The following is a 22,387-nucleotide window of genomic DNA, read 5'->3' as shown; positions in this document are numbered from 1 at the left end:
CAGGACTGCTCTGCGCGGCGCCTGGCGATGATATCGCCGGGCAGGAGCACGCATGAACATCCTGCTGTTGTCGCGCTACACGCGTATGGGGGCATCAAGTCGCTTGCGCACGATGCAGTATCTGCCTGCGCTGGCTCGCGAAGGCCTGAACGTTCAGGTTGCTCCTTTTTTCGATGACGCCCATTTGCGCGTACTCTATTCGGGCCAAGGGGTGCGTCGGTCGATTTCCCGGTACATGCTTCAACGCATCGGCCAGATGCGACAAGGACCGGCGCTGGATCTGATCTGGTTGGAAAAAGAAGCCTTGCCCTGGGTGCCGTGGCTTGTCGAACGCGCATTTCTGCCGCGCGGGGTTCCGATCGTCAGCGATTACGACGATGCGATCTTTCATCGTTACGACAAACATCGGCTTGGCGCGGTTCGGGGTGTGTTGGGCGGCAAAATCGGGCGGGTGATGGCGGCCTCGGCCCTTGTGACGGTCGGAAACTCCTATCTCGGCAATCATGCACGACGCGCTGGTGCCGCTCGGGTTGAGACAGTGCCAACCGTTGTCGATCTAGAAGCCTATCAGGTTCGACCGGGTTCAGTGGATGAAAACGCACAGCGTATAGGTTGGATCGGCACCCCGCAGACGTGGCATGAACTGGCACATCCCATCCACGACATACTGAATCCGCTGCTGGAAGAACATCGGGCGCTGTTTCGCGCCGTGGGAGCCGGCATGCAGCCTGAAGTCAGGGGAACGCTGGAAGTCCTCCCTTGGAGCGAAGAAGCGGAAGTGGCTTTGATCCAGAGCATGGATATCGGGGTCATGCCACTGCCCGACACGCCTTGGGCACGAGGAAAATGTGGCTACAAGCTGATCCAGTACATGGCCTGCGGCCTTCCGGTCGTGGCCTCGCCGGTCGGCGTCAATCGCGATATCGTCGAGCATGGCGTGAACGGTTTTTTGGCCGCGAGTGAGGACGGCTGGCGGGAAGCCATCGAAACCTTGCTGGGAAATGCGGACCTTCGGCGCCGGATGGGGGCCGCCGGTCGCCGAAGAGTCGAAGAGCAGTATTCGCTCCAGGTCTGGGGACCACGTGTGGCGCAGATGTTGCGCGAAGTCGCCGAGGGAAACGGGTAGGGTCGATGCTCTACTTCGGGGTGACGAATGTGCTGTTCCTTCTGCGTTATGCATTGGCTGGAGCGCAAAGACTGCGGCGACAGGTCTATTACGTTGTTCTTCTGGCGCTGTTCATGTTCTCGGCCTTTCGTTATCAGGTCGGATGCGACTGGTCGGGGTATTATTTCCAGTACCTGGGCGCCGCCGGCAAGGATTGGTCCCAAATTGTCAGTGGCCGTGAGCCTATCTGGTGGGCCATCCTGGCCTGGATCCAGGGCGCAGGTCTGCCCTACCCGGTTGCCAATATCGTCTCCAGCGCTGTGTTCTTCGTCGGGGTTCATGTATTGGCGCGGCGGCAGCCGGACCCCTTGGGCTTTCTGGTGCTGCTGTTTCCGATCCTGATCATCAACATGCCGATGTCCGCGATCCGACAGGGGGCGGCGATCGGGTTGCTGTGCATCGCTTTCACCGCCTTCATCGACCGTCGCCCGATCCGGTTTGCGCTTTGGGTGGTTCTCGCCGCCGGATTCCACGCCAGCAGTACAGTTTTCCTGCTTCTGTTGCCGCTCACAACCGGTCGTTACACGAGGACCCGCTTGGTCATGGCGGCACTCCTTGCTGTTCCTGGGGCGATCTTGCTCGCCAGCGGGGAAAGTGCAGAGATCGCGGGCAGTCGCTATATCGGAACAGGTACCGAGGCTTTCGGTGCGGTGTTTCGTGTTGGCATCCTTGGGCTATCGGCGCTCTATTTCTTCCTGTTCGTGCGAAAGAAATGGATGCGATCCTTTCCGCAGGATTACAGCCTGGCAAGCATCGGGGCGATCGGGATGGCGCTGGCGTTTCTTTTGCTCCCGGTTTCCAGCGTCATCGGTGACAGGTTCGGCTACTATCTCATCCCAATTCAAACGATGATTTTCGCCCGATTGCCATTTCTGCCGTTCAGGTCAAGCCAGTCCCTGCACTCTGCGCTGCCCTATCTGGGCTTGCTGCTGGTCTTTTTTGTGTGGACACAAATTTCGGGGCACTTCCAGCAATGCTATATTCCCTATGACAGTTGGATTTTCGGTTTTCCGAGTGACTTTATTTTGAAATGATACTGCCCGTTCCTGCAACTCGGATCCTCGCCCCCTGCCTCTCCAGCGTTGAACTTTCATAAACACGTCAACCGACCGGCTGTTCGACGGCGGTGGCCTCCTCCCCTTTGACCCTGTGACAGTCACCTGCAGTCCCGCCGCTGATGAAAGCCAACCTGTCGCAAGGACCGCAGGGGTCATGGCCTTGTTGCTGCGAACCGGAAGGTATCGTTGACCCCCGTCCCGACCGACGCAGCCAGTGTCACGATTTGCCGACAGAACCCGGAGAGTTTTCCCAATGACCGACCGCAGGGGCATCATCCTGGCCGGCGGGCCCAGAACACGCCTTTATCCGGTGACCACCGGCGTGCCGAAACAGTTGCTGCCGATCTATGACAAGCCGATGATCTATTACCCGCTTTCGGTTTGGATGCAGGCTCGATACATGATGTCCCATTTTGAACTCACCGCAGAGCTCGCGCGCGCCTCGGGGTTTCGAGTGGTGGATTTTGCCCGTGATGTAAGTTTGTCTCCTTTTGACATTCCGACATCTTGCCAATTCGCCGAGGTTGGGTATCTATGGCCGCATGTTGGGGTTGCGGAATTTCTTTCAGTCCAGAGACCAGGTGGAGCGCGCTCCCAGGCCAACCGCCCCCATCGCCCCGGATCGGGCGTTCTGCGTCATCGGCGACATACATGGTCGGGCCGACCTACTCCTCGAACTCGGGGAAAAGGTCGCGGGGCTGGCGCTTGGACTGCCGATGGTCTTCGTGGGCGACTATATCGACCGGGGCGATCAAAGCGCCGAGGTGCTGCGCCTGTTGCACGCCGCCTGGAGCGACAACCCCGAGGGCGTGCACTGCCTCATGGGCAACCACGAGGCGATGTGCCTGGCTTTCCTTGACGACCCCGAAAAGGCCGGGCCACGCTGGATGCGCCATGGCGGGTTGCAGACCCTTGCCAGTTTCGGCATCGGAGACGTGGGAGAGGTCAGTTCCGGGGCGACCTATGTCCGCGCGCGCGATGCGCTTGCCCTGGCCATGGGCGATCCTCTGATCGAATGGATGCGCGGGCTGCCGTTGCGATGGAGCAGCGGCAACGTCACCGTGGTTCATGCCGGCGCCGACCCTGCACGACCGCTAGATGCCCAGGACAGCCGGACCCTCCTGTGGGGGCATCGCGATTTCATCTCGACCCCGCGTGATGATGGTCAGTGGGTGGTTCACGGGCACACGATCGTCGACGCGCCCCTGGCCGAGGCAGGCCGCATTGCAATCGACACCGGTGCCTATGCCACCGGGACGTTGACGGCCGCCTTGTGTGATGAAAGTGGCGCGCAATTCGTCTCGACATGACACATATTCGCGTGCTCTAAACACAGCGAAGGTTCTGTCTCCAAGTCAAATGGTCGTCTCAATTGTGTCTTTTCTAACCCTCTGCCGTATCTGATTGACATGGCCAATCGCGCACTTCTTTCTCGGGCAACGCTGTGCCTTGGTTTCTTGCTGATCACAGCGCCCGAGGCCGGGCGTTCGGATCCCATGGCGCGGTACAATACCTATGGCTATCCGGGGCTGATCGACATGCCCTCTGCCGTCAGTCGGCCGGATGCCGAACTGGCCATCACATCCAGCCATTTCCAGAACCAGACCCGAAACACCCTGACCTTTCAGATCACGCCGCGCCTGTCGGGCAGTTTTCGCTATGCCCAACTGTATGACATCCGCCCGAACCCCGGCGGGGCGGTGGCCCCGTACCGGTTCGATCGCAGCTTCTCGCTTCACTACCGGCTGATGGATGAAGAAGGTTGGCAGCCGGCTGTCGCGGTTGGTCTGAACGACTTTCTCGGCACCGGGCTGTACTCGTCCGAGTATGTGGTCGCGACAAAGACTCTGGCACCGGGACTGCGCCTGACCGGGGGTATGGGCTGGGGGCGGCTGGCCACTCATGGCGGGTTCCAGAACCCGCTGTCCATCATTGGGGACTCGTTCAAAAACCGTCCACCCCGAACGAGCGGCATGGGCGGCGAGGTCGAGTGGAGCAACTGGTTTCGTGGAGATGCCGCGCTCTTTGGCGGGGTCGAATGGCAGGCGACGGACAACCTCAGCTTTGCTCTCGAATATTCCTCGGACGCCTATCCGAACGAAGACGGCTCTGCCTTCAATCGCCGCTCTCCGGTGAACTTCGGGGTGGCCTACAGGTTCAATCCAAGCATCACGTTGGGGGTCAACTATCTCTACGGCTCGGAGTTGGGATTTCAACTGACGCTGGCCACCAATCCCAAGCACCCCGGGGGCGTTGCCGGGTATGACCGTGGGGCGATGCCCGTCCTGCCGCGCAAGAACGCGGCGCAATTGGGATGGAGCGTCGAGAGCGTGGGATTGCCCACGGTCGAGGCCCGCGTCGCTCAGGTCCTGGCAAACAACGGCCTGCGCCTGCACGGGATACGGGCAGAGGGCGATACCCTCCGGGTGGAGGTGGAGAATGAACGCTTTGCCAACTCGGCCCAGGTGATTGGACGCACAGCGCGCGCGCTGACCAATGCGGTGCCCGCGGGTGTCGAGAGTTTTACCATCGTCCCGGTCGAGAACGGGCTGGCAGGGGCGGCGGTGACGTTGCGCCGGACGGACCTGGAAGAGCTGGAATTCGACTATGACAACAGCTGGCGCAGTTACGCCCGGGCGCAGATCGTTTCGGACGCCGGGCCGCTCAACCCTGTCGCGGGACGTTATCCGCGCTTTGAATGGGATCTGAAACCCTACCTGTCGCCCAGCCTGTTCGATCCGGATTCGCCGTTGCGGGCCGACCTCGGTGCCGAGCTTTCGGCCGTTTTTCAGCCGGCCCAGGGTCTCGTGTTCAAGGGGAGCCTGCGCAAGAAGGTGATCGGCAACCTCGACGCGAGCACGCGCGCCTCGACCTCGGTGCTGCCGCATGTGCGGTCGGATTTCAACATCTACGAAAGAGAGGGCGACCCGGCGGTCACCGAACTGGTCGGCGCCTATTACTTCAAGCCGGGCGCCAACCTCTATGGCCGCGTGACCGCCGGTTACCTCGAACCGATGTATGGCGGGATTTCAACCGAACTGCTGTGGCAGCCCCTGGACAGCCGCTTCGCACTGGGGGCCGAGCTCAACTATGTCCGGCAGCGCGATTTCGACCAGATGTTCGGCTTTCGCGACTACGACGTGGCGACCGGCCATGTCTCGGCCTACTGGGACTTCGGCAACGGGTTCACGACACAGGTCGATGTGGGCCGCTACCTGGCCAAGGATTGGGGCACGACCTTTTCGATCGACCGCGAATTCCGCAATGGCTGGCGGATCGGGGTCTTTGCCACCCTTACCGACGTGTCCTTTGATGATTTCGGCGAAGGATCCTTTGACAAGGGTCTGCGCCTGACCATCCCGATCAATTTCATCTCGGGCCAGCCGACGACCGAGCAATACAGTACCGTCATTCGCCCCGTCACCCGCGATGGCGGGGCGCGGCTGAACGTGTCCGGGCGGCTGTACGAAACCGTACGCCGCACCCAGAAAACCGCGCTTCGGGACGGCTGGGGAAGGTTCTGGAAATGAGGCGGCTTTTCTTGATCCTGTCCCTCGTGATGACTGCGGGATGCAGCACAAAAGACCAGGTGCGCGTGGTGGTCGAAAACCCGGACACGCCACAGATGCAGGTCGCGGTTCCCCGGCTGGGCGCGCGGGGCATGATCACCCCTGCCGGCCGCAACGGCGAGGTGGAGACCTGGCGGACGCCGGATTTCGTGACCTTTTCCTTTGATCGGGGCGTTCTGGTCGCAACCCGCGGGTTGGGTGATGACCTGATGAGTGCTGACATCGCCCAGACCCATGCCGCGCTGGATGGGGACGCAGACCACTGGGGCCCGCGCATCAACAGCTATCTGGATGGCGAGTACAAATCCTATTTCATGGCCTTCCAGTGCCGGCGAACCGACAGCGGTGCCGAAACCGTCACCATTGGCAATACCGACCGGCGCACGACCCATACCGAGGAACACTGCGTGACCGAAGGCCGGGAGATCGTGAACCATTACTGGCGCGGGGCCGACGGTGTGATGTGGAAATCGCGCCAATGGGTGTCCCCGACCGCCGGATACCTGGAAACCGAGCGGCGCGTCCGCTGAACCGAAAACGCGCGCCGCGGCGCGACAAGACCGAAGCGAGGGATCTACCAATGCTGACCCGAAATCTGCTCCGCATGGCCCTTCTGGGCACCACATTGGCCACCACCGGTTGCGGCGTGACCTATCACAGCCCGTCGGTGAAGGAGCAGGGGGCCGAGGTGGCGGTGCGCGAGGTGCCGTTGACCGCTCAAACCGTGCTGGTCGCAAATCGCGCGCCCTATAGTCCGCGCAAACTGCCCGATGCCTTTTACCAGATCGCGGGTGGCGGATCGCTGCGTTTTGCCGGCGCGCTCCCCGAGGCTCCGTATGTCCCCGAGGAGAACCACCGAACCCTGGAATTGCGCCCGCCGGCGCAGATCCTGCCCGAACCCTATCGCATCGGCGTGGGCGACGTGGTGCTGCTGGCCACCAAGGCAGGCGGCTCGACGATCGAGGAATTGACCGGTCTTCTGGCCGCGCAGAACCGCCGCCAGGGCTATACCGTGCGCGACGACGGGCGCATCGCGATCCCCGACATCGGCCAGATCGACATTGCAGGGCTGACCCTGGAAGAGGCCGAAGCCAAGGTGTTCGATACTCTGGTCAAGAACCAGATCGACCCGGCCTTCAGCCTCGAAGTGTCCGAGTTCAACTCGCAGCGGGTGGCTGTGGGCGGCGCCGTGGGCAGCGCCAAGCTGCTCCCGATCACGCTGCAGCCGCTGACGCTCGGCGACGCGCTGACTGCCGCCGGCGGCATCACCGCCCGCTACGAGGAATTCACCTCGATCCGCATCTACCGCAACGGCAGCCTCTACCAGATTCCGGTCGAGGATTTCTTTGCCGACGCGGCGCTGCAACGTCGCCTGTTGCTGGACGGCGATGCGGTTTATGTCGACACCAGCTATGATCTCGACAAGGCGCTGGCCTTCTACAAGCAGAAGCTTGACGTCATCAGCCAGCGATCTTCGGCACGCAGCCAGGCCATGTCCGAACTGCAGAGCGAGATCGGCCTGCGCAGCGGCATTCTGTCCGAACAACGCGCGAACTTCCAAGCCCGCCAGAGCCTTGGCGCCGAAAAGCGGGACTTTGTCTACGTCACCGGTGAGGTGCGCACTCAAACCCGTTTCCCTCTGCCCTATGACCAGCAGGCGACACTGGCCGATGTGTTGTATGAGGGCGGAGGTTTTGCCACCACAACCGGCAATCCACGTCACCTTTATGTGTTGCGCGCCTCCGACAACCCGCGCGAGTTCGGCGCGGTAACGGCCTGGCACCTCGATGCGTCGAATGCGGTCAACATCACTTTGGCCACCCGAATGGAGATGCGCCCGAACGACATCATCTTCATCGAGGAGCAACCGATCACCAAGTGGAGCCGCGCCCTGCAACAGACCTTTGGCCTGTTTGGCGGTGCCGCCGGGATCGCAAATGCGGTGACGAACTGACGCAAAGCCCTCAAAGCCGGAAGGATCGGAATGGCCCCCTCGCGGGGCCATTTCTGTTTCATTGCCCCGCGGTTCCAACGGTCGACATTGTTCTGATTGCTCCTTCTCACGGAACGTCAGCGGTCGCGACAGGGCGCGCTGGTCAGGAGGAGTTCGCGGCTGTCATCAGGGAGGGGCCACGCGCCGATCCAGGACCGGGTCATGCGGGACAGACTGGGCCAATCGCAACCGCCGCCGACCACCGGGGCGAAGGTAACAAAGCCCACCTACCTGTGGAAAGCCGCGTCAAGCATGGCACGCGCGTCAGGCGTCGTAGTAACCGCTCCCATATCCCGAGTAGGCGCCATAGGCGCTGTATTTTCCGCCATAGCCATAGCGGCGCATGCCCTTCGGGTCGATCTGCGACAGAACGGTGCCCGTGATCCGCAGATTCGCCGTTCGGAACTGGCGCAGACCCTCGTCCACTTGGGCCTTTGTGGTCTTGTCCCAGTTCACCGAGTACAGGATGGCATCCACCGACTGGCCGATCACACGTGCATCGGGCACTACCAGAACCGGTGGCGTGTCGACAACGACAAAGTCGTAAGCCTCGCGCGCACGATGCATGAATTCGTAGAACTTGTCCGAGCTGAACAGGTCGGCCGCGTTGATGTTGCTCTTCTCGCCCATGAGCACATCCGCCCCCAGCCGTTGGTCGAAGAAGACCACCTCGGACAGCGGTTGCTCACCCGCGAGCGCGGTCAGGATGCCACCCTTGGGCACATCCTTGAAATACTGGGTAAAGGTGCGACGGCGGATATCGCCCTCGATCAGGAGCACCCTCTTGCCCATTTTCGACAGGTTGTGCGTCAGCGCGATCGCCTGCGTCGTCTTGCCCTCGCCCGGGAGGGACGAGGTGGACATGATGACCTTGGGCGGATGATCGATGTTCGAAAGAAGGACCGAGGTCCGCAGGTTCCGAACCGCCTCGGACGCGGCCGAGGTCGGTTTTGCGTTGAGGTAGTCGATAAGTCCCTGGCGCGCGCTGATCGGGATCCGCGGGATTTGCCCCAACACGGTTGTCCCGGTGTGTTGTTCCAGGACTTCCGCGGTGCGGAAGCCGTTGTGCAGGACCTGTCGCAGCAGCACCATGCCCGATCCGATCACCAACCCCAGGACGGTCGTCAGGGCCATGATCAGGGACTTGCGCGGCTCGACATGGCGGCCATAGACGGCGGGCGACAGGATGCGCGCATCGGCTTCTTGCAACCCACGCTGGACGGTCGTCTCTTTCTGCCGGGTCAGGAAGGTTTCGTAAAGAACCCGTGTCGCTCCGGCGTCGCGTTCCAACTGCTGCAACCTGACCAGATCGGCGCTTTGTGCCTCGATCCTGCGTTGGAGCTCAGTATAGGAATCGTCCAGCGCGGCCGCTTGATCCAACGTGCGCTGAAGACCGTTTGCCTCGCGTTGCAGCAACAGGTCGAACCGGCTGTCGAAAAGCTCTCGCGCCTCTGGTTCACCCTCGCTTATCCGCTGGAAAAGCTGCTTGAGGACCGGGTCAGGAAAGGCGGCCTGCATCGCGTCTGCGTCCCCGGCATCGCGCAATTCCTCGAGTTTGGCTTGCGTCTCGCGCAACTGCGCCGACGTGCCTTGCAACTCTTCAAGTCGCGCACGCAAATCCTTGGCCTGCTGGTTCAGGGCCGCCAACCCTTCGGCGCTGACCAGCCCCGAACCGGCGCGCAATTCCTTCACGGCCTCTTCCTTGGCCTTCAGGTCCGCCTCCAACTCGCTGACGCGTTGCGATAGCCAGGCAACGGCTCTTTCGGTCGCCTCGAACTTCACCGCGATCTGGTCGGCGATGTAGAGTTCGGCCAGCGTATTGGCGAGGAGGACGGATTTCCCGGCATCGACTGTTGTGGCCTCGACATCGAAGATCCGCGTTCCCCGCAGGACCGCTGCCGAAATGCTGCCCAGCACCCGGTCCACCGTCGCATTGTGAATTTGCTCTTCGCTCGACGAAGGAGAGGCAGCCACCTCCATTCCGACCAGCCCCTTGGCCCGTTTGGCCAGTCCCGACAGCGAAAAGGTCGGCGCCTCTTGCAGGAACGGATTGAAGTCGGGATCGGTCGTCAGGTTCAGCTGATCGACAAGCTGTTCGGCCAGCTTGCGCGATTGAATCACCTGCAGTTCGGTATTCATCGACTCGGCATCGGTTGAGACGCCCGACACCACGCTTTGGATATCGACAAGCTGCTGACCCTGTCCCCTCAACATCACCTGAACCGTTGCCGCATACTTGGGAACAGCAACCCCATAGGCATAAAAGGCCCCGACCAACAGAGCGATCAAAGCGCAGACGCCGATCACCCATCGTCCGCGCCAAAGCGTCGCAAGAATCTCTATCAAATCGAGATCGCTGTCCTCCGAGGGCACGGACAGCTCCTTGCGGTCGTTCCTCACGATCTGTTGCATGCCGCCGTCCATTGAAAACTCCTCAATCCCTCCATAGTTCTCATAAAAGAAGTATTTTCGGCAAGACTGTGATCTTGCCACGGGCAAGGGAATACGTCGAAAGTACCGTTTCTTTCAATGGGGGATCAACCTTTTCGACCCAGCGGATAGGCCCATTATGAAACATATGTCTTGGGATGCGACGCCGAGCCCCCGACTGCTTCCAGCAGAAAGACCGGTGATGCACGGTCCACCCGGCTTGGGCGAAAGGCATCCCGGCCCTGCCCCGGGGTGCGCTCCTTGCCGCTCGCAACGCCAGCAACCTCAAGATCAAAGGGCCTTAGTGGCTACGGCGAGCAGCAACCTGTCGACCTGACCCTGCAGATCGGCAAAGAAAAGGAATAGGGAACGGGTACCTGCCGCCGGGATTACGGCCTGATCGCTTGGTGCAGGGCCTGCAGGAATTGATCGTTCTCTGTTGGCAGCCCGATCGAAACGCGCAGCCAGCTTTCGTAACCGGGCTGTTTCCAGGGCTTCACGACCACCCCATGATCGAGTAGCGCCTCGGCCAGATCGACCGAGGGCCGACCCGCGTCAAAGAACAGGAAATTCCCCATCGAGGGCAACACCCGCAGCCCCGCTTCGCGCAGCGCTCCGGCCACGCGGTCCCGCTCCGCCACGATGCGCGCCGCCGCCGTTGCCATGGTGTCAGGGTCGGCCAGCGCCGCCAGCGCGGCAACCTGCGCGAGGTGGTTGGCGTTGAACGGCGTGCGCACCAGATCGAGCCCGCGCCGCAACCCGGCATCGTTGGTCACGCCATAGCCAATCCGCAGCGCCGCAAGCCCCCATGCCTTGGAAAAGGTGCGCAACACCAACAGCGGCTTGTCATGCCCGGCCATCCGGTCCAGCGTCGAAACATAGCGCGCGGAGTCGGTATATTCGACATAGGCCTCGTCGATGCACAGCAGCGTTTCGGGGTGTTGCGCCGCCATCAGTTGGTCCAGCGCCGCCGGATCGAGCCACAGCCCCGCCGGGTTCATCGGGTTCGACAGCAGGATCAGCCGCGCGGGACGCGCCACCGCGGCCAACAGCGCCGGCAGGTCGATCTCGCCCTCGGGGGTCAAGCCGATCCGCTCGACCTCGGCCCCCATCATCAGGGCGTAATCCTCGTGCAGCGGAAACGAAGGGTACAGCGTGATCACCCGGTCGCCCGGCTGCAGCAGCGCCCGCGCCAGCACGTTGAGCAGGTCCTCTGACCCGTCGCCCAGCACCACCTGGTCCGGCGTCACGCCAACCAGCGCCGCCACCGCCGCACACAGATCATGCCCCGACGGATCGGGATAGAGATGCAGCTGGCCCGCGGCCTCGGCCACGGCCGCCTTGACCCCGGGCGCCGCGCCATAAGGGTTTTCATTCGACCCCAGCTTGGCGATCCGCGTCACGCCGGGGCGCGCGGCCACCTCCGCCAGCGTCAGGCCGGAGTTGTAAGGGGCAAGCGCGGCCAGTTCCGGACGCAGGGCAAGCGGGGCATGGTCGGACATCGAAAGGTTCCTTCGGGTCAGAAACTGTTGCGCTCGTGATAGGTGCGCAGAAAGGACTGGATGCGCGGGTCTTCCGGGTGGTGCAGGATATTGGCCGGCGCATCCACCGCCACCAACTCACCCTGCTCCATGAAGGCGACCTGATCCGCGACATGGGCGGCAAAGCCCATCTCATGTGTGACCACCACCATCGTCATCCCCTCGGCGGCCAGCGCCTTCATCACGGTGAGCACCTCGCCCACCAGCTCGGGATCGAGCGCCGAGGTCGGCTCGTCGAACAGCATCAACCGGGGTTCCATCGCGATGGCCCGCGCGATCGCCACACGCTGTTGCTGCCCGCCGGACAGCCGCGACGGGTGATTGCCCATCCGGTCACCCAGACCGACCTTTTCCAACGCGTCGGCGGCGCGTGTCTCGGCCTCGGCCTTGGCCATACCACGCACACGGATCAACCCTTCGGCCACGTTCTGAAGCGCGGTCATATGCGGCCAGAGGTTGAACTGCTGGAACACCATCCCGATGGTGCGGCGCATCTCGCGTAACCGGCGCGACGACATCTTTTTCCCGCCGGCGGTTTCATACCCGATCAGCTCGCCGTCGATCAGGATTTCGCCCGAGTTGTATTCCTCAAGGAAATTGACGCAACGCAGCAGGGTGGATTTACCCGATCCCGAGGGACCGATCAGGCAGGTGACCTTGCCCGGTTCGATGGACATGTCGATGTCCTTGAGCGCGTGGAACGGCCCGTAGAATTTGTTGACCTTGCGGATCTCGACGGAAGAAGCCCGGACCATGTCACGTCCTTTCGATCAGATGTTTGGTGATGCGGGTCTCGAACCGGCGCCCGAGGCGCGAGATCAGTTCGACGAACCCCCAGAAGAACAGGGCGAGGGCCAGGTTGGCCTCGACATAGCGAAAGGTCTCCGCCGACATGCGCTGGACCTGGTACATCAGTTCCGGCACGGTGATGATTGACAGGATCACCGTTTCCTTGGTCAGCACGATGGAGAAATTGACCATCGCCGGAAGCGCCGACACCAGCCCGAGCGGCAGCAGGATCCGGCGCACGATGGAAAACTCGCTCATGCCGATGGCGCGCGCGGCCTCGATCTGGCCAATGGGAACCGAGCCAAAGGCCGAGCGGAAGATCTCGGCGAAATAGGGGCTGCTGTAGACAGACAGCCCCAAGAGCCCCGCCGGCACCGGATCAAGCCGCAGCCCGAACATCGGCCCGCCGTAGTAAAGGAGGAACAGTTGGGCAAGAAAGGGCGTGCCCCGGATCGCCTCGATATAGGCGCGCAGGACCCAGCGAACCGGCGCGATGCTGTATCGCTGGACCAACGCGATCGCCAGGCCAAGCACCATCCCCCCGGCCGTGCCCAGCAGCCAGCAGAACACCGTCATGCCGAAGCCGCGCAACAGGAACGGGCCGTAGTGAGCAAGCAAATCGTTCATCAGACCGCCATCCTCTGTTCGAGCCAGCGTCCCACCCCGGCGAGGCACAGGTTGATCACAAGATAGATGCAGGCCGCCGCCAGGTAGACCTCGAGCGGGCGAAAGGTGGTCGCCGCCTGCGCCTGCGAGGCCCGGGTGATTTCCATGATGCCGACCACGGAGACCAGCGAAGAGGCCTTGACCAGCAGGATCAGCTCATTGATCAGCGCCGGCAGCGACATGGTAACCGCCTGCGGCAGGATGATGCGCGTCCATTGCGCCAGTGGGGCCATGCCGATCGCCTTTGCCGCCTCGGTCTGGCCACGTGGAAGCGCGTTGATCGCCCCGCGCCAGATTTCCGAGATATAGGCGCTGGCGCAGATCGCGACGGTCACGACGGCGGCCACCAGCGCCGGCACGTCGATGCCGATCACCGGCAACAGGAAGTAGATGAGCAGCAATTGCACCAGCAGCGGCACACCGCGCAGGAAACTCACCCAAAGCGCCGCAAAGAGGCGCAAGGCTTTCATCGGCGACAGCGCCGCCGCACAGATCAGCGCGCCGATCACCAGCCCCAACGCGATCCCGAGGCCCGAGACGAGCACGGTAAAACGCGCGGCCCAGAGCAGCGGAATGAAACTCTCCCAAAATGTGGTCCAGGAAAACACGGCAGCCCCCGTTCATGGTCGTGCGGGCCGGGATCGGTCCCGGCCCGCAGTCAGGATCAGTCTTGCGGCACTTCGCGCGGCAGGTCGGGATTGACGCCCAGCCATTTTTCCTGGATCGCCTTCATGCGGCCGTCATCGGTCATTTTCAGCAACGCGGTGTTGACGGCTTCGACGAAAGAGGCGCTCTCGGCGTCCTTGCGCATCGCCCAGGCAAAATACTTCGGCTCGCCGAAGGTGGCGGGCTCGAGCAGGGCAAAGGTTTCGCTGCGTGCGTTGACCAGATAGGCAAGGTTCGGCAGCGAGCCGGCCACCGCCTGAAGACGCCCGGCGGCCAGGTCGGCATAGGCCTCGTCGGTGGTGCCGTATTCCTTCATCGTGATGCCGCCGATCTTGTCGCCGAACGCCTGAAGCTGCGCGGCTTGCGCCGTGCCCTGCTGAACGCCGACGGCTTTGCCCTTGATGTCTTCGGGCGCCTTGGTCTCGCTGTCGTTGGCGCTGCGGATCAGGCCGACGGTCGCATCGGCGATCGGCAGGCTGAAGGCATAGCGTTCCAGCCGCTCGGGCGTGATCGTTACCGGGGCGATGATGATGTCGAATTTCTTGACCTCGAGGCCGGGCAGCTCTGCCGTCCACGGAATGTCCTGATAGACCGGCTCGACGCCCAGTTCCTTCGACACCTCGTCGAAGATGTCCTTGGTGATCCCTTGGTAGGTGCCGTCAACGATCATGTCGAACGGGGCATAGTGCATGTCGGTCGCGGTCACGATCTTGCCCGCGGCCTTGATGTCGGCAAGCTGGTCGGCAAAGGCCGGCGTGGAAAGCCCGAGGGCGGTCAGGCCGAACAGGGCAGCCTTCAGCGTGTTCTTGATAGTCATGCGGTTCTCCTAGTTGGGTCCGGGGGTACAGGCCGCGCACCGTCCCCGGAACGGTGCGCGGATTTCGCTCACAGAATCGCGGGCAGGTTCAGGTTGTGCTCCTTGGCGCAGTCGATCGCGATCTCGTAGCCCGCATCGGCATGGCGCATCACGCCGGTTGCAGGGTCGTTCCACAGCACCCGACCGATGCGCGCATCGGCCTCTTCGGTGCCATCGCAGCAAATTACCATCCCCGCATGCTGCGAAAAGCCCATTCCGACGCCGCCGCCATGATGAAGCGACACCCAGGTCGCACCTGATGCCGTATTAAGCAGCGCGTTCAGCAGCGGCCAGTCGGATACGGCGTCAGATCCGTCACGCATGGATTCCGTCTCGCGGTTGGGAGAGGCAACAGAGCCTGAATCAAGGTGGTCACGCCCGATCACCACGGGCGCTTTCAGCTCGCCATTGCGCACCATCTCGTTAAAGGCAAGACCCAGCTTGTCGCGCTGTCCCAGCCCGACCCAGCAGATCCGCGACGGCAGGCCCTGGAACTCGATCCGTTCGCGCGCCATGTCGAGCCAGTTGTGCAGATGCGGATCGTCGATCAGTTCTTTCACCTTCTGGTCGGTCTTGTAGATATCCTCGGGATCGCCCGACAGCGCGGCCCAGCGGAACGGCCCGACCCCGCGGCAGAACAGCGGCCGGATACAGGCCGGCACGAACCCGGGGAAGGAAAAGGCCCGCTCCAGCCCCTCTTCAAATGCCATCTGGCGGATGTTGTTGCCGTAATCGAGCGTCGGGATCCCGGCGTCGTGAAAGCCGACCATCGCCTCGACATGGGCGCGCATGGATTTGCGCGCCGCCGCTTCGACGACCTTGGGTTCGCTTTCCTGCCGGGCGCGCCATTCGGCCACGCTCCAGCCCTGCGGAAGATAGCCGTGCACCGGATCATGCGCCGAGGTCTGGTCGGTGACGATATCGGGTTTCACCCCGCGTTTGAGCAGCTCGGGGAACACATCGGCGGCGTTCGCGATCAGCGCCACGGATTTCGCCTCGCCGGCGGCGGTCCAGCGGTCGATCATCGCCAGCGCCTCGTCGAGATCGTGGGTCTTCTCGTCGCAATAGCGGGTGCGAATGCGGAAATCGGCGTGATCCTCGTCGCATTCGACCGCCAGGCAGCAGGCCCCGGCCATCACCGCGGCCAGCGGTTGTGCGCCGCCCATCCCGCCCAGGCCGCCGGTCAGGATCCATTTGCCCTTGAGGTTGCCGTCATAGTGCTGACGCCCGGCCTCGACAAAGGTCTCATAGGTGCCCTGCACGATGCCCTGCGCCCCGATATAGATCCACGAGCCAGCGGTCATCTGGCCGTACATCATCAGGCCCTTCTTATCGAGCTCGTTGAAATGATCCCAGTTGGCCCAATGCGGAACCAGGTTCGAGTTCGCGATCAGCACGCGCGGCGCATCCTTGTGGGTGCGGAACACGCCGACGGGCTTGCCCGACTGGACCAACAGGGTTTCGGTTTCCTCGAGGTTTTTCAGCGCCTCGACGATCAGGTCGAAATCCTTCCAGGTTCGCGCCGCGCGCCCGATGCCGCCGTAGACGACCAGCTCATGCGGGTTCTCGGCCACGTCCGGGTGCAGGTTGTTCATCAACATCCGCAGCGGCGCCTCGGTCAGCCAGCTCTTGGCGTTCAGCTCGGTGCCGGTCGGCGGAAAGATATCGCGGGTGTTATGACGGGGATTGGTCATCTGTGTCTCCCTATGCACTGGCCAGCATCTGGCCGGAAATGATGATGCGTTGAACTTCGCTGGAGCCCTCGTAGATGCGCATGATGCGCAGATCGCGGGTGATCCGTTCGACCGGGAAATCGGCGGTATAGCCATAGCCGCCGTGCAGTTGCAGGGCGGTATCGGCGATCTTTCCGGCGGCCTCCGAGGCGGCCAGCTTGGCCATCGCCGCCGCCAGCGAGAATCGCCCGCCGGTGGCATGGGCCATGTCGCGCTGACGGGCCGCATCGAGCGACAGCAACAGCGCCGAGCGCCATGCCACCCCCATGTCGGCAATCATCCAGCGGATGCCCTGCCGTTCGGTCAGGGGGTCGCCGCCGATGACGCGATCCTTGGCATAGGCAATCGCGGCCTTCATTGCCGCGTCGGCCAGCCCGAGGCACTGCGCCGCCACTTCGATCCGACCGTTGTCGAGCACCTTCATCGCGGTCTTGAACCCGGCCCCTTCGGTGCCCAGCAAGGCATCTTCGGGCAGATCGACATCGATATTGAGGGTAAAGACATGGCCACCGCGCAAGCCCATCGTGCGTTCCGGCGGGCCGGCCTCGAACCCCGGAGTGCCCTTGGGCAGCAGAAAGGCCGAGATCCCGCGATGCCCCTTGTCGGGATCGGTGACGGCATACAGAACCACGAAATCGGCTACCCCGCCGTTCGAGATAAAGCATTTGGTGCCCTTGATATGCCAACCCGTCTCGGTGCGCCGGGCGCGGGTTTTCATATCGGCGGGATCAGAGCCCGCTGTCGGTTCGGTCAGGGCAAAGGCGCCAAGCGCGGCGCCACTCGCAGCCTTGGGCAGCCAGGCGCGTTTCTGCGCCTCGGTGCCGCCCAACAGGATCGAGTCGGTGGCAAGGTAGTGCGCCGTCAACGCCGAGGCGGTCGAGCCGCAGGCCGCCGCCACGATCGACACCGCGCGCAACAGCGCCGGCGCGGACACGCCGCTGCCCTCATATTCCTCGGGCAGGTTGGCGCCCATCATCCCGGCCTCGGCGAGCGTGGCGAGCTGGTCATGGGCAAATGTTCCCTCGGCATCGGTGCGCGCCGCCAAGGGGGCGATCTTGTCGGCGCACAGCCGTTCCAACACGTCGCAGAACAGCGTTTCCTCTTCCGAGAGCATGTGCCAGGGGTTATCAAGCGCGCTCATTCCGTCTTCTCCAATCCGAACTCTTCAAGGATCGCCTCCAGATCGCCGCCCAGACGCGGGGCAGAACTCTCGGCGAGGGGTTTTTCGCCATCAAAGCGCACCGGCTGGCCTACCACCGGCGCGTGGCCCAGAACCGGATGCGGCAGGTCGCTGACCAGACCGCGCGCATCGGCGTGCTCGCTGGTCCGGGCCTGCGCGATGTCCCAGATCGGGGCGGTCGGCAGGTTCACCGAACTCAGCGCCGCGACCGCCTCTTTTGTGGTCAACTGGCTCGACCAGCCCTCGACCAAGGCGCGCACGGCCGGTTCATGTTCGGTGCGGATCTCGTCGCTGGCGAACCGTGGGTCGTTGATCGCCTCGGGGTGCCCGATCAGCTCGGCCAGCCGGGCGAACTGCCTGTTGTTGAGCACCGCGATCACCACCTGTCCGTCGCGGGTCGTGAAACAGCCGAACGGGGTCGACAGCGGATGGCGATTGCCGACCCGTTCCGGCAGGACACCGGCATACAGGTTCAGCGCGTGGCTGGTGGTCAGCATAGAGAACAGCGCGTCATACATCGCCACATCCAGCGCCGCGCCCTGCCCGGTCCGGTCCCGCTGCACCAGCGCGGCCATGATCGACCAGCTCGCGAACAGCCCGGCTATCAGATCGCCCAACGCCTCCCCGGTCTGGAGCGGCGCGCCGCCCTCTTCCCCGGTGGCCGCCATCAGCCCGGACATCGCCTGAACCACGACGTCATAGGCGGGCAGATCGCGGAACGGTCCCTCCTGGCCGAAGCCCGAGATCGAGCAATAGATCAGACGCGGGTTTTTCGCGCGCAGGGCGGCAGCCCCCAGCCCCAGCCGTTCAGCCACGCCGGGGCGGAAATTCTCCACCACCACATCGACCCGGCCCGCGATGGCCTGCGCCAGCGCCAGATCGGCGGGCGCCTTGAGGTCCAGCGTCATCGACCGCTTGCCGCGGTTGTTCAGGGTGAACAGCGCGCTTTCACCCTCCTTGAAGGGGCCGATATGGCGGTACTCGTCGCCGGCCGGCGATTCCAGTTTGATGACCTCGGCGCCCAGATCGGCCAGAAGGGCCGTACAATAGGGGCCGGAAAGCACCCGGGTCAGGTCAAGCACCCGGATTCCGTCGAGTGGTTTGCTCATGCCCCTGCCCCCAACTCCGGTGCCAGATCCTCCAGCGCATGCAGGATCGCGCCAAGCGGGACGCGCAGCGCCTCGGCCTTGGCCTCATCATAAGCGAAGGGCAGCGCCTCGGCCTCCAGGTGGGTCGATTGCGCAAGCTCCATCTGGATCGCATGCACGCCTTCGCCGGGCTGGCCGTAGTGGCGCGTGGTCCAGCCGCCCTTGAACCGTCCATTCACCGCCATCGTCCGTCCGGTGGCCGCGCAGATTTTTTCCACCGCCGCCTCGATCCGCGGATCGCAGGTGACGCCCAGGTTCGTGCCGATGTTGAAATCCGGCAGCGTGCCCTCGAACAGGAACGGAATATGGCTGCGGATCGAGTGGCAATCATACAGGATCGCAAATCCGTGGATCGCCTTGACCCGCGCGATCTCGGCGGTCAGCGCGGCGTGATAGGGCGCATGCCAATCGGCCAGACGCTGCGCGATCTCGGCGTCGTCGGGCGCCGTGATCCAAAGCGGCTCGCCATCGAAATCGGTCATCGGGACAAGCCCGGTGGTGTTCTGACCTGGATACAGGCTTTCGTTCTCCGGCCCCCGGTTGGCGTCGATCACGTAACGATGGAACATCGCGCGCACCGTGGTTGCCCCCGGAAGCAACCCGTCATAAAGCCGCTCCACGTGCCAATCCGTATCGGCGAGGGTCTGCCCGCGCGGGGTCAGCCGGGCAAAAATCTCGTCGGGGACATAGGTGCCGGTATGGGGCAGCCCAAGGACAACAGGGCTGTCGCCCTGGCTGACAGTAACCGGGGTCATGGGTGCACCTCTTCCAGAAGGGTTTCAGGCAGCGCGTCCAGCAGCGCGCCGGAGCGGATCAGCTCTGCCGCCTGCTCCAGGTCCGGGGCCAGGAAACGATCCTGATCCAGCGGCGGCACCGATTGGCGCAACCGTTCGATCACCGCCGCCAGCGGGGCAGAGGTTTTCAACGGCGCGCGGAATTCCACCCCGGCGCTGGCACAAAGCGCTTCGATCCCGAGGATATGGGTCAGGTTCGCATTCATCCGTCTCAGCCGCCGCGCCCCATGCGCCGCCATCGAGACGTGATCTTCCTGGTTGGCCGAGGTCGGCGTCGAGTCGGTCGAGCAGGGGGTCGCAAGATGCTTGTTCTCGCTCATCAGCGCGGCCGAGGTGACCTCGGCGATCATCAGCCCGCTATTGAGCCCGGGCGCCGGTGTGAGAAAGGCGGGCAGATCGTGGCTCAGCGCGGGATCGACCATCAGCGCGATCCGTCGCTGTCCGATCGCGCCGATCTCGGCAATGGCGAGCGCGATCTGATCGGCGGCAAAGGCGACCGGTTCGGCGTGGAAATTCCCGCCCGAAACGATCCGGTCTTCGTCGATCAGCACCAGCGGGTTGTCGGTCGCGGCGTTGGCCTCGATCTCCAGCGTGCGCGCGGCCTGCGTCAGCAGGTCGATACAGGCGCCGGTCACCTGTGGCTGGCACCGGATGCAATAGGGGTCCTGCACCCGCTGGTCCCCTTCGCGGTGGCTTTCGCGGATCTCCGATCCGGCCATCAGCCTGCGGATCGCTTGTGCCGCGACGATCTGGCCGCGATGGCCGCGCAACTGGTGCACCTCGTCAAGGAAGGGCGCGGTCGAGCCCATGATCGCATCCGTGGCCAGTGCCGAGGTCACCAGCGCGTTGCGCGCCAGGCGAAAGGCCTCGAACAATCCTGTCAGCGCAAAGGCGGTTGAGACCTGGGTGCCGTTGATCAGGGCCAGACCCTCTTTCGCGGTCAGGCTGATCGGCGCCAGCCCGGCCGCCGCCAGCGCCGCCGCCCCAGGCATTTCCTCGCCCTGGAACAACGCCCGGCTCTCGCCCAGCATCACCGCCGTCATATGGGCCAGCGGTGCAAGATCGCCCGAGGCCCCGACCGACCCCTGTTCGGGGATCACCGGCATCACGCCCTTGGCCAGCATGCCCTCGATCAGCGCGACGACCTCGGGGCGCACGCCCGACGCCCCGCGCCCCAGCGACAGGAGTTTCAGCACCATGATCAGGCGCACGGTCTCGGGTTCGATCGGATCGCCAACACCGCAGCAATGCGACAGGATCAGGTTGCGTTGCAACGTGGCGGTGTCCTCGGGGCGGATCTTGATTGAGGCCAGTTTGCCAAAGCCCGTATTGACGCCATAGACCGGCGCCTCGCCCTGCGCAGCGGCGGCAATGCGTGCAGCGGCCTCGATGATGCCGGGGCGGGCACTGTCGTCGAGGCGCACGGCAAGCCCCTCGCGCCAGACCTGTTCAAGATCGGCCAGGGTACACTGGCCGGGTATCAGAACGCGTTCAGACAATTTCGCCTCCGTAAATGCGGGCATGAAGGGGGTTGAAGCCGATCCGATAGGACAGCTCGGCCGGGTGGGCGACATCCCAGACGGCCAGGTCGGCGCGCTGACCCGGTGCGATGACACCGCGATCTGACAGACCCAGCGCCCGGGCCGCGTTGCGGGTGATGCCGCTCAGGCAATCCGAGGGCGTCATCCGAAACAGGGTCGCGCCCATGTTCAGCGTCAGCAGCAGCGAGGTCAGCGGCGAGGTACCGGGGTTGCAATCGGTCGCCAGCGCAATCGGCACACCGGCCGCGCGCAGCGCCTCGACCGGGGGATATTGGGTTTCGCGCAGGGTATAGAAGGCCCCCGGCAGCAACACCGCCACCGTGCCCGAATCCGCCATCGCCGCGATCCCGTCGGCGCCGAGATATTCCAGATGGTCCACCGACAGCGCGTGATGCCGCGCCGCCATCGCCGCACCGCCCAGATCGGACAGCTGTTCGGCGTGGAGTTTCACCGGCAGGCTTAGCGCCGCCGCGCGATCAAAGATCTGCGCCATCTCTTCCGGGCTGAAGGCGATGCCCTCACAGAACCCGTCGACCGCGTCGATCAGCCCCTCGTCATGGGCACGCTCCATCCCGGCGATCACCACGTCGCGCAGATAGGCGGCGCGATCCTCTGCAAATTCCGGCGGCAGCGCATGGGCGGCCAGCCACGAGGTCACGACGGTTACCTTGCGCTCGCGCCCGATCCGGCGCGCGGCGCGCAGCATCCGCAGCTCGGCCTCCAGCTCCAGCCCGTAGCCGGACTTGATTTCAAGCGTGGTGACCCCCTCGGCCAGAAGCGCATCGACGCGGGGCAGTGCGCTCGCGACCAGCGCATCCTCACTTGCCGCCCGCGTCGCGCGCACGGTCGACAGGATGCCACCCCCGGCGCGCGCGATCTCTTCGTAGCCGGCCCCTTCGAGCCGCATCTCGAACTCGCGCGCCCGATCCCCACCGAAAACCACATGGGTATGACAGTCGATCAGACCCGGCGTGACCAGCCGCCCGCCAAGGTCATGGCGCGGGGCCGCCGAATAGGCGTCGGGCAGATCCGCCTCAGGTCCAACCCACGCGATTCGATCCCCGTCGGTGACCAGGCACCCTGCCTCGACGATCCCGTAACCACCGGAATTCTCGTCCATTCTTGCAATTCTTGCATTGCTGAAAATCTGCATGGCGCCTCATCTCCGATTGCATCTTTCGCAAATATGTCTAGTCTTAAATAAAGACAATGTCTAAACGTATTTTGGCCCTCGAGAGCGGAATCCGGGGCCGTGAAC

General features: G+C 63.6%; 18 protein-coding genes and 1 pseudogene. 7 read left to right on the top strand and 12 right to left on the bottom strand.

Annotation, left to right across the window (positions count from 1 at the left end; all coding sequences use genetic code 11):
- The first annotated feature begins 52 nt into the window (after nucleotides 1-52).
- From ABWV23_RS12560 to ABWV23_RS12530, 7 genes and pseudogenes are all read left to right on the top strand, one after another.
- Nucleotides 53-1,126: a glycosyltransferase family 4 protein gene (locus ABWV23_RS12560; protein ID WP_353348220.1), complete on the top strand. Its 1,074-nt coding sequence runs from the start codon at nucleotides 53-55 to the stop codon at nucleotides 1,124-1,126.
- Nucleotides 1,127-1,131: 5 nt separating this feature from the next.
- A complete protein-coding gene (locus ABWV23_RS12555; protein WP_353348218.1) occupies nucleotides 1,132-2,199 on the top strand; it encodes an EpsG family protein in 1,068 nt (355 codons plus the stop codon).
- A 277-nt stretch (nucleotides 2,200-2,476) separates the two neighbouring features.
- Nucleotides 2,477-2,617: pseudogene (locus ABWV23_RS12550) on the top strand (sugar phosphate nucleotidyltransferase); the annotation flags it as partial.
- Between the two features lie 187 nt (nucleotides 2,618-2,804).
- Nucleotides 2,805-3,533, top strand: a complete 729-nt coding sequence (locus ABWV23_RS12545) for a metallophosphoesterase family protein (RefSeq protein ID WP_353348216.1) — start codon at nucleotides 2,805-2,807, stop codon at nucleotides 3,531-3,533.
- Nucleotides 3,534-3,719: 186 nt separating this feature from the next.
- Nucleotides 3,720-5,753: a YjbH domain-containing protein gene (locus tag ABWV23_RS12540; protein ID WP_353348214.1), complete on the top strand. Its 2,034-nt coding sequence runs from the start codon at nucleotides 3,720-3,722 to the stop codon at nucleotides 5,751-5,753.
- Nucleotides 5,750-6,322 carry a YjbF family lipoprotein gene (locus ABWV23_RS12535; protein WP_353348212.1) on the top strand — a complete coding sequence of 191 codons (573 nt, stop codon included), beginning with the start codon at nucleotides 5,750-5,752 and terminating at the stop codon, nucleotides 6,320-6,322. Before ABWV23_RS12540 ends, ABWV23_RS12535 begins: the two co-directional genes overlap by 4 nt.
- Nucleotides 6,323-6,372: 50 nt before the next feature.
- The gene (locus ABWV23_RS12530) at nucleotides 6,373-7,746 is read left to right on the top strand and encodes a polysaccharide biosynthesis/export family protein (RefSeq protein WP_353348210.1); all 1,374 of its coding nucleotides are present in this window, start codon (nucleotides 6,373-6,375) and stop codon (nucleotides 7,744-7,746) included.
- Nucleotides 7,747-8,049: 303 nt separating this feature from the next.
- Here the strand turns inward: ABWV23_RS12530 and ABWV23_RS12525 are convergent, their stop codons facing one another.
- The 12 genes from ABWV23_RS12525 to hutI form a co-directional block, all read right to left on the bottom strand.
- Nucleotides 8,050-10,197 (bottom strand): Wzz/FepE/Etk N-terminal domain-containing protein, encoded by a 2,148-nt coding sequence (locus tag ABWV23_RS12525; RefSeq protein WP_353348208.1) that lies wholly within the window; start codon nucleotides 10,195-10,197, stop codon nucleotides 8,050-8,052.
- Nucleotides 10,198-10,604: 407 nt separating this feature from the next.
- The gene (gene hisC, locus ABWV23_RS12520) at nucleotides 10,605-11,717 is read right to left on the bottom strand and encodes a histidinol-phosphate transaminase (RefSeq protein ID WP_353348206.1); all 1,113 of its coding nucleotides are present in this window, start codon (nucleotides 11,715-11,717) and stop codon (nucleotides 10,605-10,607) included.
- 17 nt (nucleotides 11,718-11,734) lie between these two features.
- Complete coding sequence (locus ABWV23_RS12515; protein ID WP_353348204.1) at nucleotides 11,735-12,511, bottom strand: amino acid ABC transporter ATP-binding protein; 777 nt, start codon at nucleotides 12,509-12,511, stop codon at nucleotides 11,735-11,737.
- A gap of 1 nt (nucleotide 12,512) precedes the next feature.
- The gene (locus ABWV23_RS12510; RefSeq protein WP_353348202.1) at nucleotides 12,513-13,172 is read right to left on the bottom strand and encodes an amino acid ABC transporter permease; all 660 of its coding nucleotides are present in this window, start codon (nucleotides 13,170-13,172) and stop codon (nucleotides 12,513-12,515) included.
- Nucleotides 13,172-13,819, bottom strand: a complete 648-nt coding sequence (locus ABWV23_RS12505; protein WP_353348200.1) for an amino acid ABC transporter permease — start codon at nucleotides 13,817-13,819, stop codon at nucleotides 13,172-13,174. Before ABWV23_RS12505 ends, ABWV23_RS12510 begins: the two co-directional genes overlap by 1 nt.
- A 56-nt stretch (nucleotides 13,820-13,875) precedes the next feature.
- Nucleotides 13,876-14,694, bottom strand: a complete 819-nt coding sequence (locus ABWV23_RS12500; protein WP_353348198.1) for a transporter substrate-binding domain-containing protein — start codon at nucleotides 14,692-14,694, stop codon at nucleotides 13,876-13,878.
- 68 nt (nucleotides 14,695-14,762) lie between these two features.
- Nucleotides 14,763-16,427, bottom strand: coding sequence for a urocanate hydratase (hutU, locus tag ABWV23_RS12495; protein ID WP_353348196.1), 1,665 nt, complete (start codon nucleotides 16,425-16,427; stop codon nucleotides 14,763-14,765).
- 10 nt (nucleotides 16,428-16,437) lie between these two features.
- Complete coding sequence (locus ABWV23_RS12490; RefSeq protein ID WP_353348194.1) at nucleotides 16,438-17,607, bottom strand: acyl-CoA dehydrogenase family protein; 1,170 nt, start codon at nucleotides 17,605-17,607, stop codon at nucleotides 16,438-16,440.
- On the bottom strand, nucleotides 17,604-18,755 hold the full coding sequence (locus tag ABWV23_RS12485) for a CaiB/BaiF CoA transferase family protein (protein ID WP_353348192.1): 1,152 nt from the start codon (nucleotides 18,753-18,755) through the stop codon (nucleotides 17,604-17,606). The genes ABWV23_RS12490 and ABWV23_RS12485 overlap by 4 nt, the downstream gene beginning before the upstream one ends.
- Nucleotides 18,752-19,549: an N-formylglutamate deformylase gene (hutG, locus tag ABWV23_RS12480; protein WP_353348190.1), complete on the bottom strand. Its 798-nt coding sequence runs from the start codon at nucleotides 19,547-19,549 to the stop codon at nucleotides 18,752-18,754. Before hutG ends, ABWV23_RS12485 begins: the two co-directional genes overlap by 4 nt.
- Nucleotides 19,546-21,111 (bottom strand): histidine ammonia-lyase, encoded by a 1,566-nt coding sequence (gene hutH, locus ABWV23_RS12475; protein ID WP_353348188.1) that lies wholly within the window; start codon nucleotides 21,109-21,111, stop codon nucleotides 19,546-19,548. Before hutH ends, hutG begins: the two co-directional genes overlap by 4 nt.
- On the bottom strand, nucleotides 21,080-22,249 hold the full coding sequence (gene hutI / locus ABWV23_RS12470) for an imidazolonepropionase (RefSeq protein WP_502901654.1): 1,170 nt from the start codon (nucleotides 22,247-22,249) through the stop codon (nucleotides 21,080-21,082). The genes hutH and hutI overlap by 32 nt, the downstream gene beginning before the upstream one ends.
- Nucleotides 22,250-22,387 lie beyond the last annotated feature (138 nt).

It is taken from the genome of Aquicoccus sp. SU-CL01552, assembly GCF_040365005.1.
In the GTDB taxonomy this organism is placed as follows: domain Bacteria; phylum Pseudomonadota; class Alphaproteobacteria; order Rhodobacterales; family Rhodobacteraceae; genus Antarcticimicrobium.
The sequence above is the reverse complement of the archived record's forward strand: the minus strand, read 5'-3'. Positions and strand labels throughout refer to the sequence as shown.

Excerpts from the sequence above, each read along its gene's own strand:
- hutG (WP_353348190.1), bottom strand. The coding sequence starts at position 19,549 with ATGACCCCGGTTACTGTCAGCCAGGGCGACAGCCCTGTTGTCCTTGGG.
- hisC (WP_353348206.1), bottom strand. The coding sequence starts at position 11,717 with ATGTCCGACCATGCCCCGCTTGCCCTGCGTCCGGAACTGGCCGCGCTT.
- ABWV23_RS12555 (WP_353348218.1), top strand. The coding sequence starts at position 1,132 with ATGCTCTACTTCGGGGTGACGAATGTGCTGTTCCTTCTGCGTTATGCA.
- ABWV23_RS12525 (WP_353348208.1), bottom strand. The coding sequence starts at position 10,197 with ATGCAACAGATCGTGAGGAACGACCGCAAGGAGCTGTCCGTGCCCTCG.
- ABWV23_RS12535 (WP_353348212.1), top strand. The coding sequence starts at position 5,750 with ATGAGGCGGCTTTTCTTGATCCTGTCCCTCGTGATGACTGCGGGATGC.
- ABWV23_RS12485 (WP_353348192.1), bottom strand. The coding sequence starts at position 18,755 with ATGAGCAAACCACTCGACGGAATCCGGGTGCTTGACCTGACCCGGGTG.
- ABWV23_RS12560 (WP_353348220.1), top strand. The coding sequence starts at position 53 with ATGAACATCCTGCTGTTGTCGCGCTACACGCGTATGGGGGCATCAAGT.
- hutI (WP_502901654.1), bottom strand. The coding sequence starts at position 22,249 with ATGGACGAGAATTCCGGTGGTTACGGGATCGTCGAGGCAGGGTGCCTG.
- hutH (WP_353348188.1), bottom strand. The coding sequence starts at position 21,111 with ATGCCCGCATTTACGGAGGCGAAATTGTCTGAACGCGTTCTGATACCC.
- hutU (WP_353348196.1), bottom strand. The coding sequence starts at position 16,427 with ATGACCAATCCCCGTCATAACACCCGCGATATCTTTCCGCCGACCGGC.
- ABWV23_RS12500 (WP_353348198.1), bottom strand. The coding sequence starts at position 14,694 with ATGACTATCAAGAACACGCTGAAGGCTGCCCTGTTCGGCCTGACCGCC.
- ABWV23_RS12540 (WP_353348214.1), top strand. The coding sequence starts at position 3,720 with ATGGCGCGGTACAATACCTATGGCTATCCGGGGCTGATCGACATGCCC.
- ABWV23_RS12515 (WP_353348204.1), bottom strand. The coding sequence starts at position 12,511 with ATGGTCCGGGCTTCTTCCGTCGAGATCCGCAAGGTCAACAAATTCTAC.
- ABWV23_RS12530 (WP_353348210.1), top strand. The coding sequence starts at position 6,373 with ATGCTGACCCGAAATCTGCTCCGCATGGCCCTTCTGGGCACCACATTG.
- ABWV23_RS12490 (WP_353348194.1), bottom strand. The coding sequence starts at position 17,607 with ATGAGCGCGCTTGATAACCCCTGGCACATGCTCTCGGAAGAGGAAACG.
- ABWV23_RS12510 (WP_353348202.1), bottom strand. The coding sequence starts at position 13,172 with ATGAACGATTTGCTTGCTCACTACGGCCCGTTCCTGTTGCGCGGCTTC.